Source organism: Pseudomonas sp. B329, assembly GCF_023127835.1.
Lineage (GTDB): Bacteria > Pseudomonadota > Gammaproteobacteria > Pseudomonadales > Pseudomonadaceae > Aquipseudomonas > Aquipseudomonas synxantha_A.
This window is the reverse complement of record NZ_SPKP01000042.1, coordinates 27,336-44,208: the sequence shown is the minus strand read 5'-3', so window position 1 is coordinate 44,208 and position 16,873 is coordinate 27,336. Positions and strand designations below refer to the sequence as shown.

The following is a 16,873-nucleotide window of genomic DNA, read 5'->3' as shown; positions in this document are numbered from 1 at the left end:
GGAGCCTCACATGACCCCGAATGACCCAGTAAGACTCGACGATGATCCGCAGGAAACCCGCGAATGGCTGGACTCCATCGAATCGGTGCTGTCCACCGAGGGCCGTCCCCGCGCTCATTACCTGATCGATCAGTTGCTGGATTTCGACGTTGCACGGCATGGCGACTTCTACGGGCGGGTGACCACTCCCTACGTCAATACCATCCCGGTTGAGCGCCAGTTGCCCTACCCCGGTAACCAGGCCATCGAGCGGCGCACCAATGCGTTCATCCGCTGGAATGCCATGGCGATGGTATTGCGCGCAGGCAAACACTCAGGCGTGGGTGGGCATATCGCCACCTATGCGTCAGCCGCCGTGCTGTATGACGTAGGCTTCGATCATTTTTTCCGTGGCCGAACCGACACATTCGACGGCGACCTGGTGTACATCCAGGGCCATTCCTCACCAGGCATTTATGGCCGTGCCTATCTGGAGGGCCGTATCAGCGAAGCGCAGCTGGATAACTTTCGTCGCGAGGCCGGTGGCGAGGGCTTGTCTTCCTATCCTCACCCACGGTTGATGCCGGACTTCTGGCAATTCCCTACGGTCTCCATGGGCCTGGGGCCGATCACCGCCGCGTACCAGGCGCGTTTTATGCGGTACCTGGAGTTTCGAGACCTCAAGCAGCATCAGGGCCGCAAGGTTTGGGCATTCCTCGGCGATGGCGAAATGGACCAGCCCGAATCCCTGGCGGCCATCTCGCTGGCGGGCCGCGAAAAACTCGGCAACCTGATCTTCGTGGTCAACTGCAACCTGCAACGCCTGGATGGTCCGGTGCGCGGCAATGCCAAGGTGATCCAGGAGTTCGAGAGCCTGTACCGTGCCGCCGGCTGGAATGTGATCAAGGTGATCTGGGGCGGCGGCTGGGACGCGCTGCTGGAAAAGGACCAGAGCGGCCTGCTGCGCCAACGCATGATGGAATGCGTGGACGGCGACTACCAGAATTACAAATCCCAGAATGGCGCTTATGTGCGTGAACACTTCTTTGGCAAATACCCGCAGTTGCTCGCACTGGTTGCGGACATGTCCGACGACGACATCTGGAAACTCTCACGGGGCGGGCATGACCCGGACAAGGTCTACAACGCCTACGCCGCCGCCGTGCGCCACAAGGGCCAGCCCACGGTGATACTGGCCAAGACGGTCAAGGGCTTCGGCATGGGTGAAGCTGGCGAAGGCCAAAACATCAACCATCAGCTGAAGAAGATGGGGGCCGAAGCGGTAAAAGCTTTCCGCGACCGCTTCGGCCTGGAGGTCGACGATGACCGGCTCGAAGAAATCCCCTACCTCAAACCCGCCGTCGACAGCGAAGAGGCCCACTACTTTGCCGCACGACGGCAGGCGCTGGGAGGCTATGTGCCAGCGCGCCACACGAGCGTTGCGCCGCTGCAAATCCCCGAGCTGAGCGCCTTCGCCACCCAACTCAAAGACACCGGTGAGCGCGCCATCTCCACCACCATGGCCTTTGTGCGCATCCTCGGCACGCTGCTCAAGGACCCGCATTTGGGCAAGCTGATCGTGCCTATTGTGCCGGATGAGTCGCGCACCTTTGGCATGGAAAGCCTGTTCCGCCAGATCGGTATCCACTCAGCCGTCGGCCAGCTCTATACCCCACAGGACGCCGGGCAATTGAGCTACTACAAAGAAAGCAAAGACGGACAGATCATGCAGGAAGGGCTGAATGAATCCGGCGCCATTTCTTCCTGGATTGCGGCAAGCACGTCCTATAGCAACCATGGCCTGATGACCGTGCCGTTCTATATTTTCTACTCGATGTTCGGCTTCCAGCGCGTCGGCGACCTGGCCTGGGCGGCGGGCGATGCGCGAGCACGGGGCTTCCTGCTGGGCGCCACGGCCGGACGCACCACGCTGATGGGGGAAGGCTTGCAGCACGACGACGGACACAGCCATATCCTGGCGTCGGTGATTCCCTGCTGCGTGGCCTATGACCCGACTTTTGCCTACGAACTGGCGGTGATTATTCGCGAGGGTATGCGGCGCATGTATGTCGAACAGGAGGACATCTATTACTACATCACCCTGCTCAACGAAAACTATCCGCACCCGGCGATGCCGGAAGGCGTTGAAGAAGGCATTCTCAAGGGCATGTATCCGCTGAGCAGCCACCCGCAGGCAAAGGTGCAGCTCATGGGCAGCGGTTCAATCTTGCGCGAAGTGATCGCCGCAGCCGAGTTGCTCGCCAAGGATTTCGCCGTGCATAGCGATGTCTGGAGCGTCACCAGCCTGACCGAATTGCGCCGTGATGGGCACGCCGCCGAACGCTGGAACCTCCTGCACCCGCAAAGCGAGCCGCGCCAAAGCTACGTCGAAACCTGCCTTGCCGGGAGAACCGGCGCTGTGGTGGTGGCCACGGACTACATGAAGTTGTTCGCCGACCAGATTCGCCCCTTCGTGCATAACCGCCGTTTTTTCGCACTGGGTACCGACGGTTTCGGGCAATCGGACACCCGCGAGACATTGCGCGAGTTCTTCGAGGTAGACCGGCACTTTATCGCTTTAGCAGCCTTGAAGGCGTTGGCTGATGACGGTGTGATTGGTCGTGACAACGTCGCCCTGGCCATCAGCCGCTACGGGATCAACGTCGACAAGGCCGATCCCGTAGCCATCTGAGTTACTGCGCAGGCGCTGGCAAGGGCGGTATTGCCTCTGTCGGCGCAGGCAGGCTGGGATTGGTCGGCGCCGGCGCGGGCTCGGTTGCTGGCGTCGAGGCAGGCGCAGGTTCCGGGGTCGGTGCGATCGGCGCAGCCTCAGGTGGCGGTGCCAGGGGTTGCGAAGCGGCAGGCGCTACAGGTGTCTCCTTCGGCGCCTCGACCTTCTCGGCTACCGGAGCGGCCTTGGGTTCAGGCACACCCAGGTCAGCCTTGGGCTGCTCGGGTATATGCTCGACCTGCTTGACCTCCTGCGGCAGGAACACATCCACCAGCGCAAAGTAACGCTCGTAGAACTTCGGTGCCGAGACGGTCTCGCTCGCGACTTTCACCATCGAGTCGTCAGTGGAGCCGATCGGCATCGACACCGAACCCAACACACCCACGCCGAGGCTGGCGGAGTTGTTGACCTTCTTCAGTGCATAGCGATCCTGCAAGGCGTTGGCAAACATCGTCGAGTGATTGCTGCCTTTGCCATCAGCGGCACACACCACATTGAAACTGATCTGCAGATGGGTCTCGCCGGTCTGCTGGAAACTCTTGTTGCCCGCCACCAGCTTAGGATCGCTGCTGGTAATGATGTAACCCTGGCTCAGCAAGGCACGACGCGCCGCTTCACACGCCGCTACATCGCTGACCGGGTAATCGCGGGAAAACGTACCGGAATCGTCGAAATTCTCATGTTCATAGATAGCGGTCTTGGGTGAGGAGCAGCCCGCGGCGCCCGCCAGCACCAGCGCCAACCCGAGGCTACGCAAGTGAAATGATGTCGACATTGAAAATCCTGTGGAAAACGGTCCGGACGGTATTGTGCAACAGAACGCGGCCTTGAAGCGCGCATTCCTGTCGGTTAAACATCTCAGCCTTGTGAAGCCGCGTCAGTAGGAAAAAGCCCGGCACACATATGGTCGATAAACACGCGCAATTTGGCCGAGGCATGGCGACTGGCCGGCCACAGCAACCAGAAACTGCCGCGGTGTTCGAGGTGTTCATCCAGCACGCGCTGCAAAGCCCCTTGCGCAACCGCCTCGTTGACCATGTAGTCCGGCAGACACGCAATACCGAGACCTTCCTGAGCCACATGCTTGAGAGACTCAATGGTGCTGCTGACCAGCGGCGCACGCAAGCTCGGCTCCGCCGCGCCCGGCACCAGTCGCAGCGGCCAGGGCTCGAGTTTGCCGGAGGCGCAGAATTTATGCCGAAGGCAGGCGTGATGACTCAAGTCCAGGGGCAGGAGTGGCGTGCCGTATTGGTCGAAATAGCCGGGCGTACCGACAAGTACCAATTGGTAATGCCCCAGATGGCGCGCCATCAAGCGCGAGTCTTCCGGCTTGCCGGTGCGGATCACCGCGTCGAAGCCTTCATCGATGACATCCACCATACGGTCGGAAAAATCCACGTCCAACTCGATATCCGGATAGGCACGCATAAAGCCACTGATCACCGGCATCAACAACCCGCGCACTTGGGGCACGCTGATACGCAGTTTGCCCCGCGGGGTGGCACTGGCCTCGCTCAACTCCAGCTCAGCCGCTTCCACTTCCGCCAGGATGCGCCGCGAGCGCTCCAGCAACAGCGCGCCCTCACTGGTCAGGGTGATACTGCGGGTACTTCGATGAAACAGCCTGACACCCAGGCGCTCCTCCATGCGTGCGATGCTTTTGCCTACCGCTGAGGATGACACGCCCAATACCCGCCCGGCGGTGGTGAAGCTACGGGTTTGCGCGACCTGTACGAATACCGAGAGCCCGCTCAGACTGTCCATGCTGATGCCTTGGTCGATTGCGGACGAAAATGTCCGATAAGTTCGGCACCTTAGCCTGTTTTTCCGCGCATCGCAGCCCCCTACCCTGCCTCCTTGCCCCTTCAAGGAGACTCCCATGAACAACACTTCAGTGACCGCTACGGCGCCCGTGCATGAACCCTTGCCATTGGCAGGGTTGCTGGCCCTGGCCTCGGCCGGCTTTATCACCATCCTCACCGAGGCCATGCCCGCCGGGCTGCTGCCGCAAATGAGCGCCGGGCTGGAAGTGTCACAGGCGCTGGTCGGGCAGTTGGTGACGCTCTACGCCCTGGGCTCATTGCTCGCGGCCATCCCGCTGACCTTGCTGACCCGTGGCTGGCGTCGCAGGCCTCTGCTGTTGATCGCCATAGGCGGCTTTGCCCTGGTCAACAGTGTCACCGCGTTTTCCAGCCACTACGGCGTGACCTTGATCGCTCGCTTCTTTGCGGGTGTATTCGCCGGGCTGCTGTGGGCGCTGTTGGCAGGCTACGCCAGCCGCATGGTTGCCCCTCATCTGCAGGGCCGGGCGATCGCCGTGGCCATGCTCGGTGCGCCGCTGGCCTTGTCCCTCGGCGTACCTGCTGGCACCCTGCTTGGCACGCTGGTCGGTTGGCGCAGCAGCTTTGCCATCATGACCGGCCTGACCCTGTTACTGCTGGTGTGGGCGCGCTGGCAATTGCCGGATTTTGCCGGCGAAGCAGCCAGCAAACGTCTGGGCCTGAATCGCGTGCTGGCCCTGCCGGGAATCCGCCCAGTGCTGTGGGTGACCTTCACCTATGTGTTGGCTCATAACATCCTCTACACCTACATCGCTCCCTTGCTGGTGCCCGCCGACATCGGCAGCGAGATCGACCAGGTATTACTGGTGTTCGGCTTGATGGCGTTGGTAAGCATCTGGTTGGTGGGCATATGGATTGATCAACACCTGCGGTTGCTGACCCTCATCAGTTGCGCGACGTTCGCCGCAGCTGCCCTGCTCCTGGGTTTCTGGACCAGCTCTGCGATCTGCATCTACATCAGCGTGGCGGCCTGGGGCCTGGCTTTCGGAGGCCTGCCGGCCCTGCTGCAAACCGCACTCGCGAAGTCGGCCGGCAACTCGGCTGATGCCGCGCAATCCATGCTGGTCACCGCGTGGAACCTTGGCATTGCCGGGGGTGGGCTGGCTGGCGGCTTGATGCTCCAACACTGGGGCGTCATCGCATTTCCATGGGCCGTGATGGGGTTGATAGCGCTGGCGCTGGGTGCAATGACGGGCAAGGCCTGGCACGGCCGATGACAAGTTTGTTTACAACTTATTCCTCTACTTCCTATCATCGCCTCTGGGTGCGTTGCTGCATAAGGCGCGGCGCAGGTTAAAAGCCAAGCATTGGTCGGGCCGCCAATGGAGATTTGTCGTGCCTGATAAACACCCTGCCATCCCCCGCCCTCAGCGCCTGACTGAGGGCGCGCTGTCTGCCCTTGAGCGTTTTTCCCATATCGAAGCCGTGAGCGGTATCGTCCTGCTGTTGGCAGCGATCGTGGCGCTGATCTGGGCCAACAGCCCCGCCGCAGCGACCTACGAGCACTTCTGGAATACGCCTGTTACCCTGGGACTTGGCGATTACAGCGTGTCGCGCTCCCTGCACTTTCTGGTCAATGACGGGCTGATGACCATCTTCTTTCTGGTAGTCGGCGCCGAGATCCGTCAGGAAATCAAAGATGGCGCCCTGGCCAACCTGAAACTGGCCACGCTGCCCTTGGGCGCTGCGCTGGGCGGTGTGCTGATGCCTGCACTCATCTACACCCTGCTCAACCACGGCACCGTCGCCGCCAGTGGCTGGGCGGTACCCACCGCGACCGACATCGCGTTTGCTGTGGGCGTGCTGGCGCTGCTGGGCAAGTCGATTCCCAGTGGCGTGCGTATCCTGTTGCTGGCCCTGGCGATCATCGATGACATCGTGGCGATCCTGATCATCGCGATCTTCTTCACTGCCAGTCTCGATTACATGGGCTTGGTGATTGCCGCAGGCGGGCTGGCGCTGGTGCTGGTGTTCCAACGCATGGGCATCGGCAAGGCCGCGATCTATCTGTTACCTGGCGCGATTGTATGGTTCGGGCTGCTCAAGACCGGCGTGCACCCGACCCTCGCCGGGGTGATCCTGGGCTTGATGACGCCGGTCAACTCCAAGCCCACCACGGAGCGCCCGCTGGAGACCATTGAACGCACGTTCAACGAGCTGATGGAGCGCTTCTCGCATTCGGCAGAAGGCCCCCAACAGGTCGCCCAGCCCCTCAAGCAACTGCGCCAAGCCCAGCGGGAGATATTGCCGCCGGTGCAACGGGTGCAATCGGCACTGCATCCGTGGGTGGCATTCGGCGTGATGCCGCTTTTCGCCCTGGCCAATGCTGGCGTGAGCCTGCACGGCTTCAACCTGGATGATCCGATGGCTCACGGGGTGTTCATGGGGGTCATCTTTGCGCTGGTACTCGGCAAACCCCTGGGCGTGATGCTGGCGAGCCTGATGCTGGTCAAGCTCAATATCTGCAAGCTGCCGGACGGTGTGACCTGGACAGGCGTCGGCCTGGTTGGCCTGCTGGCCGGGATCGGGTTCACCATGTCGATCTTTATCTCCTCTCTGGCCTTCTCGGACCCTGCCTTGCTCTCGGCCGCCAAGCTCAGTGTATTGGCCGCTTCGACCCTGGCAGCGGTGATCGGCCTGACCTGGGGCAAGCTCAAGTTTTCAGGCAAGCACCCATAAGGCGAGTTAAGCACCCACTTTATCAAAGGCAAAAAAAGACCCCGGCCTTTTCAGGACGGGGTCTTTTTTATTCAAGCCGGCATCAGTACTTCTTGATGTCTGCCTGGGTTTCCAGCTGCTTGCGGAACGCCGCGAAGTCCTGCTGGCCGATACGGGAAGCGAGGAAGCGGCGGTATTGCGCCTTTTCTTCGTCCGTAGGGGCAGCCGCTTCGTTGACGCCGTTCAAGCGCACAATCACCAGGCTGCCATCACGCAGCGTCACCGTGGTGAAGGTAGGCTTGTCCTTGGCCGCAGGCTTGGGCATGCGGAACAGGGCTTGCAGCACGGCTGGGTCGATGGATTCCTGACCGCGGGTCGCCGCTTCAGTCACCTTCCAGGCCTGACCGTCAATCGGCTGGTCCAGCGCGGTTTTGCCGTCACGCAGGCTGGCGATCAACTCGTCTGCATGGGCTTTGGCGGCAGCGCTCGCACGCTCCTTGGTCATCTGGGTGCGAATCGCCGCAGCAACGCTCTCAAGCGGCAGTTGAGCCGGCTTGAGATGCTCTTTGGCACGCAACACGATGATGGTTTCCGGGTCCAGCTCGATGGCGCTGCTGTTGGCACCTTCATCCAGCACTTCCGGGCTGAATGCCGCAGTCACCACGGCACGGTTGGCTGCAACGCCTTCGCCACCTTCACGGCCAAACGGCGCCGAGGTGTGGACGGTCAGCTTCAGGTCAGATGCCGGCTGGGCCAGGTCGGACGCTTCGAATGCCGCATCTTCCAATTGCTTGGTCGCTTCGACAAACCGCTGTTCAACCTGTTGGGTCTTGAGCTCGCGGGTCAGCTTGTCTTTCAGGCTGGCAAACGATGGCACCTCAGGTGCTTCAACGCCCAGCAACTTGATCAAGTGCCAACCGAAGGCACTGCGCACCGGCGCCGATACCTGGTCTTGCTTCAAGCCGTACAGGGCCGTTTCGAAGTCCGGATCGTAGACGCCAGGGCCGGCAAAGCCCAGGTCACCGCCATTGTTGGCCGAACCTGGATCCTGGGAGAACTCCTTGGCCAGGGCTTCGAACTTCTCGCCTTTGGCCAGGCGTGCCTGGACTTCTTCGATCTTGGCCTTGGCTTGCGCCTCGGTGACCTTATCGTTGACTTCGATCAGGATGTGCGCGGCACGACGCTGTTCAGCGAGGTTGGCGGTTTCCTTCTCGTAGGCAGCCTGCAGTTCATCGTCCTTGACGGTGACCTGGTCGAAGAAGGAGGACTTCTTCAATTCCAGATAGTCGATGACCACCTGGTCCGGGGTCATGAACTCTTTGGCGTGCTGGTCGTAGTAAGCCTTGACCTCATCATCGGTGAGCTTCACCGCTGCCGGGTCTGCCTTGATGTTGACGGTGGCGAAATCGCGGGTCTGTTTTTCCAGACGGGCGAATGCCAGCACCTCGGCATCGGTGACGAAACCGCTGCCGGCGATACCTGCGCGAACCTGGCCGATCAGCATTTCCTGGGTCAGCATCTGACGGAATTGCATACGGCTATAGCCCAGTTGACGGATCACCTGATCAAAACGTTCGGCATTGAACTTGCCATCCACCTGGAATTCCGGCGTCTGCAGGATCACCTGGTCCAAAGCGGCTTCCGAAAAGCCGAACTTGGCATCAGCAGCGCCTTGCAGCAGCAGCTTGCGGTCGATCAGGCCCTTGAGGGCCGCGTCGCGCAGCAGTTTTTCGTCCAGCAGCGAAGCATCGAAATCCTTGCCCAGCTGTTGCATCAGCTGGCGACGTTGCATGTCGACAGCCTGGCTCAGTTCGGTCTGGGTGATCTGTTCACCGTTGACCTTGGCCACGTCCTGCGCGTTATTACCCGAAGCCTGGAAAATGGCTTCGATACCGGTGAACGCCATCAATGCGACGATGATCCCGATAATGGTCTTGGCAATCCAGCCTTGTGAATTGTCCCTGATATTTTGCAGCATGCGTCCCCCAGAAACGGTTGAACTTCAAAAATAGGCAACCGTGGAGCGTGGGTAGAGTCCGGATAGAAGAAAGGCGCATCCGAGGATGCGCCTTCTCGTAACTGGCGGAGCGGACGGGGGTTTGAACTCTCACCCCCGGCGTGGCGACCCGATGGATACGTGGGTCGCTACCGCTCCGCTGCCAGGTCGGACGTGCGTCCGACCCGGGTAAGCAAAGGCTTGATCGAAGCTTAGTTAACGGCTTCTTTCAGGGCTTTACCGGCTTTGAAACCTGGTTTCTTGGCAGCAGCGATTTGCAGTGCTTTGCCAGTCTGTGGGTTACGGCCAGTGCGAGCTGGGCGGTCAGTCACAGAGAAAGTACCGAAGCCTACCAGTACCACGGAGTCGCCGGCCTTCAGAGCGCCAGTGACGGATTCGATTACTGCGTCCAGCGCACGGCCAGCAGCAGCTTTCGGGATATCAGCGGATGCGGCGATAGCATCAATCAGTTCCGACTTGTTCACTCTAAGTCCCCTTATATATCTATTGAGTATGATTCTAAGTTTTTTGGTAAAAGCAAAAACCAGTGCTGGGTGGCCTACAGACACTTAAGAGCCGCTTTATAACAAGGGCTCTAAAAAGCTGTCAAGGAAGCCCCCAGGCTTTAACACATTAATGCGTGCTAATTCTTTCCTTGGAATCTGACTCGCGTTTTTCGTCCTTCGCGACTATCTCCGGAGCTACATCCGGCAAGGGTTCCGGCGCGTATTGCAGCGCAATTTGCAGGACCTCGTCAATCCATTTAACCGGTTTAATCTGAAGATCCTGCTTGATGTTGTCAGGAATTTCCTTCAAGTCGCGAACATTCTCTTCCGGAATGATCACCGTCTTGATTCCGCCCCGGTGAGCCGCCAGCAATTTCTCTTTCAGACCACCGATGGCCAATACCTGACCACGCAGGGTAATTTCCCCGGTCATTGCGACGTCAGCGCGCACAGGGATGCCAGTCAATGCCGACACCAGGGCCGTACACATGCCTACGCCCGCGCTAGGGCCGTCTTTCGGGGTCGCCCCTTCCGGCATATGGATATGGGTGTCGTGCTTCTCATGGAAGTCCAGCGGGATGCCCAGGCTGCGGGCGCGACTGCGCACCACGGTCTGCGCGGCCGTGATGGATTCGACCATCACGTCACCCAGGGAGCCGGTCTTGATCAACTGGCCTTTGCCGGGAATCACCGCAGCTTCAATGGTGAGTAATTCGCCACCCACCTGAGTCCACGCCAGGCCAGTCACCTGCCCGACCTGGTCCTGCTGCTCGGCGAGGCCGTAGCGGAATTTCTTCACGCCCAGGAAGTGTTCCAGGGAGTCGGCAACTACCTTCACAGAGAAACGTTTTTCCAGTGCGTGTTCTTTCACCGCCTTGCGGCAGATCTTCGCGATCTGGCGCTCAAGGCCCCGTACACCGGCCTCGCGGGTGTAGTAACGCACGATGTCGCGGATCGCCTCGACCTCAAACTCGATCTCGCCCTTCTTCAGGCCGTTGGCCGAAATCTGCTTGGGTGCGAGGTATTTGACGGCGATATTGATCTTCTCGTCTTCGGTGTAACCCGGCAGACGAATCACCTCCATCCGGTCCAGCAAGGCTGGCGGAATGTTCATGGAGTTGGAGGTGCACAGGAACATTACGTCAGACAAGTCGTAGTCGACTTCCAGGTAATGGTCGTTGAAGTTGTGATTCTGCTCCGGATCGAGCACCTCAAGCAGCGCGGAGGCAGGATCGCCACGCATATCGCTGCCCATTTTGTCGATTTCATCGAGCAGGAACAGCGGGTTGCGCACGCCCACTTTTGTCATCTTTTGAATCAATCTTCCTGGCATCGAACCGATGTAGGTACGGCGATGACCACGGATTTCCGCCTCGTCACGCACACCGCCCAGGGCCATGCGCACAAACTTGCGGTTGGTGGCACTGGCAATCGACTCGGCCAGGGAGGTTTTACCCACACCCGGAGGGCCAACCAGGCACAACACCGGACCACGAATCTTTTTCACGCGCTTTTGCACGGCAAGGTATTCGAGGATGCGCTCTTTGACTTCCTCAAGACCATAGTGGTCGGCATCGAGGATTTCTTCAGCGCGAGCCAGATCCAGGCGTACCTTGGTCTGGGCCTTCCACGGCACCTGCACCAGCCAATCGATGTAGGAACGCACCACGGTGGCTTCGGCCGACATTGGCGACATCTGCTTGAGCTTGTTCAGCTCGGCGGTGGCCTTGGTCAAGGCATCTTTGGGCAGGCCAGCGGCATCAATGCGCTTTTTCAGCTCTTCGATTTCGTTGTGGCCTTCCTCGCCGTCGCCGAGCTCCTTCTGAATGGCCTTCATCTGCTCATTCAGGTAGTACTCGCGCTGGCTGCGCTCCATTTGCTTCTTCACCCGACCGCGGATGCGCTTTTCTACCTGCAACAGGTCGATTTCGCCGTCCAGCAGCGCCAACACATGCTCGACACGGGCCGACAGGTCGATGATTTCGAGGATGTCCTGCTTCTGCTCGATTTTCAGCGCCATGTGCGCGGCCATGGTATCAACCAGGCGGCTTGGTTCATCAATGCTGCTGAGGGAAGACAGCACTTCAGCGGGGACTTTCTTGCCCAACTGCACATACTGCTCGAACTGCGAGAGCAGGCTGCGCACAAACACTTCGGATTCGCGCTCTGCAGCTTCGACTTCTTCGATCAGTGCCACTTCGGCGCGCAGGTGCCCGTCCACTTCCATGAAACGCTCTACGGCACCGCGCTGCTCGCCTTCCACCAGCACCTTGACGGTGCCATCAGGCAGCTTGAGCAATTGCAGCACAGTGGCAATGGTGCCGACGCGATACAGGGCATCTTCACCCGGATCATCATCAGCAGGATTCTTTTGGGCCAACAGCAGGATCTGCTTGTCGCCCGTCATCGCAGCCTCGAGGGCTTCGATAGACTTCTCGCGCCCCACGAACAGCGGGATAACCATGTGCGGATAGACGACGACATCACGCAACGGCAGGAGAGGCAATTCGATGGTTGTCTTCATGATTTCGCCTCTATGACAGTTGATAAGTAAGCATGAAACCAAGATGGGGGTTACATGCAAAAAAAACAAGCTCAATGCCAGTAGTTAAACGCATGAATACACGCGAATTTAACCACCGCACCAAGAAAACGCCCCAAAAAACAAGGGGCCCCTAGAGGCCCCTTGCTTGTACCGCAACTGCTGAACGCTTACGCGTCTGGCGCAGCCTTGGCCGTCGGCTCACTGTTTTCGTAGATATACAGTGGCTTGGACTTGCCTTCGATAACGCTTTCGTCGATCACCACTTTGCTCACCTCAGACTGCGAGGGGATTTCGTACATGGTGTCGAGCAACACGCCTTCGAGGATCGAACGCAGCCCACGTGCACCGGTCTTGCGCTCCAGTGCCCGCTTGGCCACCGATTTGAGCGCGTCGGTACGGAACTCGAGGTCCACGCCTTCCATCTCGAACAACTTGGCGTATTGCTTGGTCAGGGCGTTCTTAGGCTCGGTGAGGATCTGAATCAAAGCCGCCTCATCCAATTCGTCCAATGTCGCCAGGACCGGCAAGCGACCAACGAATTCCGGGATCAGACCAAACTTGACCAGATCGTCAGGCTCGACTTCACGCAGGGACTCGCCCACTTTCTTGCCTTCTTCCTTGCTGCGCACTTCCGCACTGAAACCAATGCCGCCACGGGTGGAGCGCTGCTGGATAACCTTCTCCAGGCCGGAGAATGCGCCACCACAAATGAACAGGATGTTGCGCGTATCAACCTGAAGGAATTCCTGCTGCGGGTGCTTGCGGCCGCCTTGTGGCGGTACGGAAGCAACCGTGCCTTCGATCAGTTTCAACAGTGCCTGCTGCACGCCTTCACCGGAAACGTCCCGAGTGATCGACGGGTTGTCGGACTTGCGCGAAATCTTGTCGATTTCATCGATGTAGACAATACCCATCTGGGCCTTCTCTACGTCGTAGTCGCACTTCTGCAGCAGTTTCTGAATGATGTTCTCGACATCTTCGCCCACATAGCCAGCCTCGGTGAGGGTGGTGGCGTCGGCAATGGTGAACGGAACGTTCAGCAGGCGAGCGAGGGTTTCCGCAAGCAAGGTTTTACCCGAGCCTGTAGGACCGATCAGCAGGATGTTGCTCTTGCCGAGTTCGACCTCGTCGCCTTTCTTGTCACGCTGGTTCAGGCGCTTGTAGTGGTTGTACACCGCTACGGCCAGAACCTTCTTTGCACGCTCCTGGCCAATAACGTATTGGTCCAGGATGCCGCTGATTTCTTTAGGCGATGGGAGTTTGTGCGCACTGCTCTCGGCCTGGGCTTCCTGCACCTCCTCGCGGATGATGTCATTGCACAGGTCGACGCATTCGTCGCAGATAAACACCGAGGGGCCGGCAATCAATTTGCGTACTTCATGCTGGCTTTTGCCACAGAAGGAGCAATAGAGCAGCTTGCCGTTGTCCTCGCCGTTGCGGGTGTCAGTCATTCGTTCGATCCAAATCCGATAGGCTTGCAACACAAGATGAAGGCTTATGCGGGCTTTTTCAAGCCCGCAAGTGGTCGGACATGCCGACCAGCCCTATTTTGAGCGGCTTATATTAAGCGGGGCGCTTTTCGATCACTGCGTCGATCAACCCGTATTCACGGGCGGCTTCTGCGCTCATGAAATTGTCACGGTTGGTATCGCGCTCGATTTCTTCCAGTGTGTGCCCGCTGTGCTTGGCCATCAGCGTGTTCAGACGCTCACGAATGAAGAGGATTTCCTTGGCATGGATTTCAATGTCCGATGCCTGGCCCTGGAAACCGCCCAGTGGCTGGTGAATCATCACGCGTGAGTTCGGCAGGCAGAAACGCTTGCCTTCGGCACCCGCCGTCAGCAGGAACGCGCCCATGCTGCAAGCCTGGCCGATGCAGGTAGTCGACACGTTTGGCTTGATGAATTGCATGGTGTCGTAGATCGACATCCCTGCGGTCACCGAACCACCTGGCGAGTTGATGTAGAGATGGATGTCCTTGTCCGGGTTTTCCGCTTCAAGGAACAGCAATTGCGCACAGATCAGGTTAGCCATGTAGTCCTCTACCGGGCCAACCAGAAAGATCACTCGCTCCTTGAGCAGGCGCGAGTAGATGTCGTAGGCGCGTTCGCCACGAGCGGACTGCTCGACAACCATCGGGACCAGGCCGCCGGCGGCCTGGATATCAGAGTTCTGCTGAATATAGGAATTACGGAACATGCTCTGCAGTTACTCCCAAATAGTCATGTCTTGAAAACGCATAAGCCAGCGCGAGGCTGGCTTATGGTTGAATTTCCAACGAGTTGGACAATCAGTCGGCTTGTGCTGCTTCCGCCGGTTTGACTGCTTCTTCGTAAGAGACCGCTTTATCGGTCACCTTAGCCTTCTGCAGAACAGTATCCACAACTTGTTCTTCAAGCACAACCGAACGTACTTCGTTCAGCTGCTGGTCATTCTTGTAGTACCAAGCCACGACCTGCTCAGGCTCCTGGTAGGCCGAAGCCATTTCCTGGATCATTTCGCGAACGCGGTCTTCGTCAGGCTTGAGGTCGAACTGCTTGACCACTTCAGCCACGATCAGGCCCAGCACAACGCGGCGCTTGGCTTGCTCTTCGAACAGCTCGGCTGGCAGTTGGTCAGGCTTGATGTTGCCACCAAACTGCTGAACAGCTTGTACGCGCAGGCGATCCACTTCGTTGGACAGCAGGGCCTTTGGCACTTCGATCGGGTTGGCGGCCAGCAGACCGTCCATGACCTGGTTCTTGACCTTGGACTTGATGGCCTGGCGCAGTTCACGCTCCATGTTCTTGCGAACTTCGGTGCGGAAACCTTCGATGCCGGTTTCCTTGATACCGAATTGAGCGAAGAACTCTTCGTTCAGCTCTGGCAGCTTAGGCTCGGAAACGCTGTTGACGGTAACGGTGAACTCGGCAGCTTTGCCGGCCAGGTCCAGGTTCTGGTAGTCCGCTGGAAATTCCAGGTTCAGAACGCGCTCTTCGCCGGCTTTGGCGCCAACCAGACCGTCTTCGAAGCCAGGGATCATGCGGTTGGAACCCAGCACCAGCTGAGTGCCCTTGGCGGAGCCGCCAGCGAACACTTCGCCGTCAACCTTGCCAACGAAATCGATGTTCAACTGGTCTTCGTTCTGGGCAGCACGCTCGGCCACTTCAAAACGGGTGTTCTGCTTGCGCAGGATTTCCAGCATGTTGTCCAGGTCCGAATCAGCCACTTCGGCGCTCAGACGCTCGATTTCGATACCTTCGAAACCAGCCACTTCGAATTCCGGGAACACTTCGAATACGGCAACGTATTCCAGGTCCTTGCCAGCTTCCAGGGACTTGGGTTCGATCGAAGGCGAGCCAGCCGGGTTCAGCTTTTGCTCGACAACGGCTTCGTAGAAGGAAGCCTGGATCACGTCACCTACAGCTTCCTGGCGCGCATCGGCACCAAAACGACGCTTGATTTCGCTCATCGGCACTTTGCCTGGACGGAAACCAGCGATCTTGGCCTTCTGGGCAGTCTGCTGCAGACGCTTGTTGACCGCAGTCTCGATACGCTCTGCCGGCACGGTGATGCTCAGGCGGCGCTCGAGAGCAGTAGTATTTTCAACAGAAACTTGCATGGATATTCCTCGTTGCACAGACGTTAGCCGGCCATTTCCGACCCCAATCAAGGGCATGCATTCTAGTGGGTCAAACTCAAGAAGTCACCCTACTGAAAATACAGCGGAAAACAGCCGGCAATTTATCGGTACGAAGGCACGGATGCACCTCGCCCCGGTGACAAATACAGCCAACTGCGCCAGGGCTCTGCGCCGCCTCTTCTATATAGAAGAAACCAGTCATTTCCCTGACGCCCGACCCCGCGCACAGGGCCTGCGGGCAGCGCGGCATCATCGAGACACACAAATACGATGAAACACCCCACCCTTTCGACCTTGCACCTGCAGCTGCCGGATATACGAACCGCTAAAACCAAAAAAGGCGCCAGACTGTTAAATCTGGCGCCTTTCGAATATGGGGTGGACGAAGGGGATCGAACCCTCGACAACGGGAGTCACAATCCCGTGCTCTACCAACTGAGCTACGCCCACCATATTGCGTTAACAAAGAAACCAAACTACTTCTTTGTTGAGCCCTGCCCCGCCTGACGGCACAGCAAAGCTTTAATTGGTGCGGATGAAGAGACTCGAACTCTTACGCCTCGCGGCGCTGGAACCTAAATCCAGTGTGTCTACCAATTCCACCACATCCGCGCTTGAAGCTCTTAAAGCAAAGGCGCCAGACGATTAATCTGGCGCCTTTCAAAATATGGGGTGGACGAAGGGGATCGAACCCTCGACAACGGGAGTCACAATCCCGTGCTCTACCAACTGAGCTACGCCCACCATATAGCGCTACTTGTGCCAAAGCTGCCTAATGGCGCACCCGGCAGGACTCGAACCTGCGACCATCCGCTTAGAAGGCGGATGCTCTATCCAGCTGAGCTACGGGCGCCTGATTAATCTGTACTCTTGGAGGATTACAAACTAAGTGTTTCCAGCCTTGCAGGACAACAATTCTGCTCGACCTTCTAACCAGTGCTAGGCTGTGCCCGACAAGTGCGACGAATAGTATAGAGCGTCCTGATACCCGTCAA

11 protein-coding genes and 4 tRNA genes are annotated in these 16,873 nt (G+C 58.6%); 3 read left to right on the top strand and 12 right to left on the bottom strand.

What is annotated here, in order from left to right; translation table 11 throughout:
* Window positions 1-10: 10 nt before the first annotated feature.
* Window positions 11-2,671, top strand: a complete 2,661-nt coding sequence (gene aceE, locus E4P00_RS19170; RefSeq protein ID WP_248132544.1) for a pyruvate dehydrogenase (acetyl-transferring), homodimeric type — start codon at window positions 11-13, stop codon at window positions 2,669-2,671.
* Window position 2,672: 1 nt separating this feature from the next.
* On the opposite strand, the gene E4P00_RS19165 is transcribed toward aceE, so the two are convergent.
* Both E4P00_RS19165 and E4P00_RS19160 read right to left on the bottom strand, forming a co-directional pair.
* Window positions 2,673-3,485 carry a DUF2242 domain-containing protein gene (locus E4P00_RS19165; protein WP_248132542.1) on the bottom strand — a complete coding sequence of 271 codons (813 nt, stop codon included), beginning with the start codon at window positions 3,483-3,485 and terminating at the stop codon, window positions 2,673-2,675.
* Window positions 3,486-3,568: 83 nt separating this feature from the next.
* Window positions 3,569-4,474, bottom strand: coding sequence for a LysR family transcriptional regulator (locus E4P00_RS19160; RefSeq protein ID WP_032880528.1), 906 nt, complete (start codon window positions 4,472-4,474; stop codon window positions 3,569-3,571).
* A gap of 115 nt (window positions 4,475-4,589) precedes the next feature.
* Between E4P00_RS19160 and E4P00_RS19155 the strand changes: the two genes are divergently transcribed.
* Together E4P00_RS19155 and nhaA are read left to right on the top strand one after the other, a co-directional pair.
* Window positions 4,590-5,768, top strand: a complete 1,179-nt coding sequence (locus tag E4P00_RS19155) for an MFS transporter (RefSeq protein WP_248132540.1) — start codon at window positions 4,590-4,592, stop codon at window positions 5,766-5,768.
* Between the two features lie 118 nt (window positions 5,769-5,886).
* Window positions 5,887-7,230: a Na+/H+ antiporter NhaA gene (gene nhaA / locus E4P00_RS19150; RefSeq protein WP_032880524.1), complete on the top strand. Its 1,344-nt coding sequence runs from the start codon at window positions 5,887-5,889 to the stop codon at window positions 7,228-7,230.
* Window positions 7,231-7,312: 82 nt separating this feature from the next.
* Here nhaA and E4P00_RS19145 read toward each other — a convergent pair whose 3' ends face one another.
* From E4P00_RS19145 to E4P00_RS19100, 10 genes are all read right to left on the bottom strand, one after another.
* Window positions 7,313-9,187 carry a SurA N-terminal domain-containing protein gene (locus E4P00_RS19145; protein ID WP_032880522.1) on the bottom strand — a complete coding sequence of 625 codons (1,875 nt, stop codon included), beginning with the start codon at window positions 9,185-9,187 and terminating at the stop codon, window positions 7,313-7,315.
* A 230-nt stretch (window positions 9,188-9,417) separates the two neighbouring features.
* Window positions 9,418-9,690 (bottom strand): HU family DNA-binding protein, encoded by a 273-nt coding sequence (locus E4P00_RS19140; protein WP_003174819.1) that lies wholly within the window; start codon window positions 9,688-9,690, stop codon window positions 9,418-9,420.
* A gap of 148 nt (window positions 9,691-9,838) precedes the next feature.
* Complete coding sequence (lon, locus tag E4P00_RS19135; RefSeq protein WP_032880520.1) at window positions 9,839-12,235, bottom strand: endopeptidase La; 2,397 nt, start codon at window positions 12,233-12,235, stop codon at window positions 9,839-9,841.
* A 188-nt stretch (window positions 12,236-12,423) separates the two neighbouring features.
* Window positions 12,424-13,707: an ATP-dependent Clp protease ATP-binding subunit ClpX gene (clpX, locus tag E4P00_RS19130; protein ID WP_003238279.1), complete on the bottom strand. Its 1,284-nt coding sequence runs from the start codon at window positions 13,705-13,707 to the stop codon at window positions 12,424-12,426.
* 112 nt (window positions 13,708-13,819) lie between these two features.
* Window positions 13,820-14,455: an ATP-dependent Clp endopeptidase proteolytic subunit ClpP gene (clpP, locus tag E4P00_RS19125; RefSeq protein WP_005789297.1), complete on the bottom strand. Its 636-nt coding sequence runs from the start codon at window positions 14,453-14,455 to the stop codon at window positions 13,820-13,822.
* Between the two features lie 91 nt (window positions 14,456-14,546).
* Complete coding sequence (gene tig, locus E4P00_RS19120) at window positions 14,547-15,857, bottom strand: trigger factor (RefSeq protein WP_032880518.1); 1,311 nt, start codon at window positions 15,855-15,857, stop codon at window positions 14,547-14,549.
* Between the two features lie 395 nt (window positions 15,858-16,252).
* Window positions 16,253-16,328: transfer RNA gene (locus E4P00_RS19115), tRNA-His, on the bottom strand.
* Window positions 16,329-16,405: 77 nt separating this feature from the next.
* Window positions 16,406-16,490 (bottom strand) — tRNA-Leu (locus E4P00_RS19110).
* A 56-nt stretch (window positions 16,491-16,546) separates the two neighbouring features.
* Window positions 16,547-16,622, bottom strand: a tRNA-His gene (locus tag E4P00_RS19105).
* Between the two features lie 32 nt (window positions 16,623-16,654).
* Window positions 16,655-16,731 (bottom strand) — tRNA-Arg (locus tag E4P00_RS19100).
* Between the last annotated feature and the right edge of the window lie 142 nt (window positions 16,732-16,873).

Excerpts from the sequence above, each read along its gene's own strand:
- aceE (WP_248132544.1), top strand. The coding sequence starts at position 11 with ATGACCCCGAATGACCCAGTAAGACTCGACGATGATCCGCAGGAAACC.
- lon (WP_032880520.1), bottom strand. The coding sequence starts at position 12,235 with ATGAAGACAACCATCGAATTGCCTCTCCTGCCGTTGCGTGATGTCGTC.
- E4P00_RS19155 (WP_248132540.1), top strand. The coding sequence starts at position 4,590 with ATGAACAACACTTCAGTGACCGCTACGGCGCCCGTGCATGAACCCTTG.
- E4P00_RS19145 (WP_032880522.1), bottom strand. The coding sequence starts at position 9,187 with ATGCTGCAAAATATCAGGGACAATTCACAAGGCTGGATTGCCAAGACC.
- tig (WP_032880518.1), bottom strand. The coding sequence starts at position 15,857 with ATGCAAGTTTCTGTTGAAAATACTACTGCTCTCGAGCGCCGCCTGAGC.
- clpX (WP_003238279.1), bottom strand. The coding sequence starts at position 13,707 with ATGACTGACACCCGCAACGGCGAGGACAACGGCAAGCTGCTCTATTGC.
- clpP (WP_005789297.1), bottom strand. The coding sequence starts at position 14,455 with ATGTTCCGTAATTCCTATATTCAGCAGAACTCTGATATCCAGGCCGCC.
- E4P00_RS19165 (WP_248132542.1), bottom strand. The coding sequence starts at position 3,485 with ATGTCGACATCATTTCACTTGCGTAGCCTCGGGTTGGCGCTGGTGCTG.
- E4P00_RS19160 (WP_032880528.1), bottom strand. The coding sequence starts at position 4,474 with ATGGACAGTCTGAGCGGGCTCTCGGTATTCGTACAGGTCGCGCAAACC.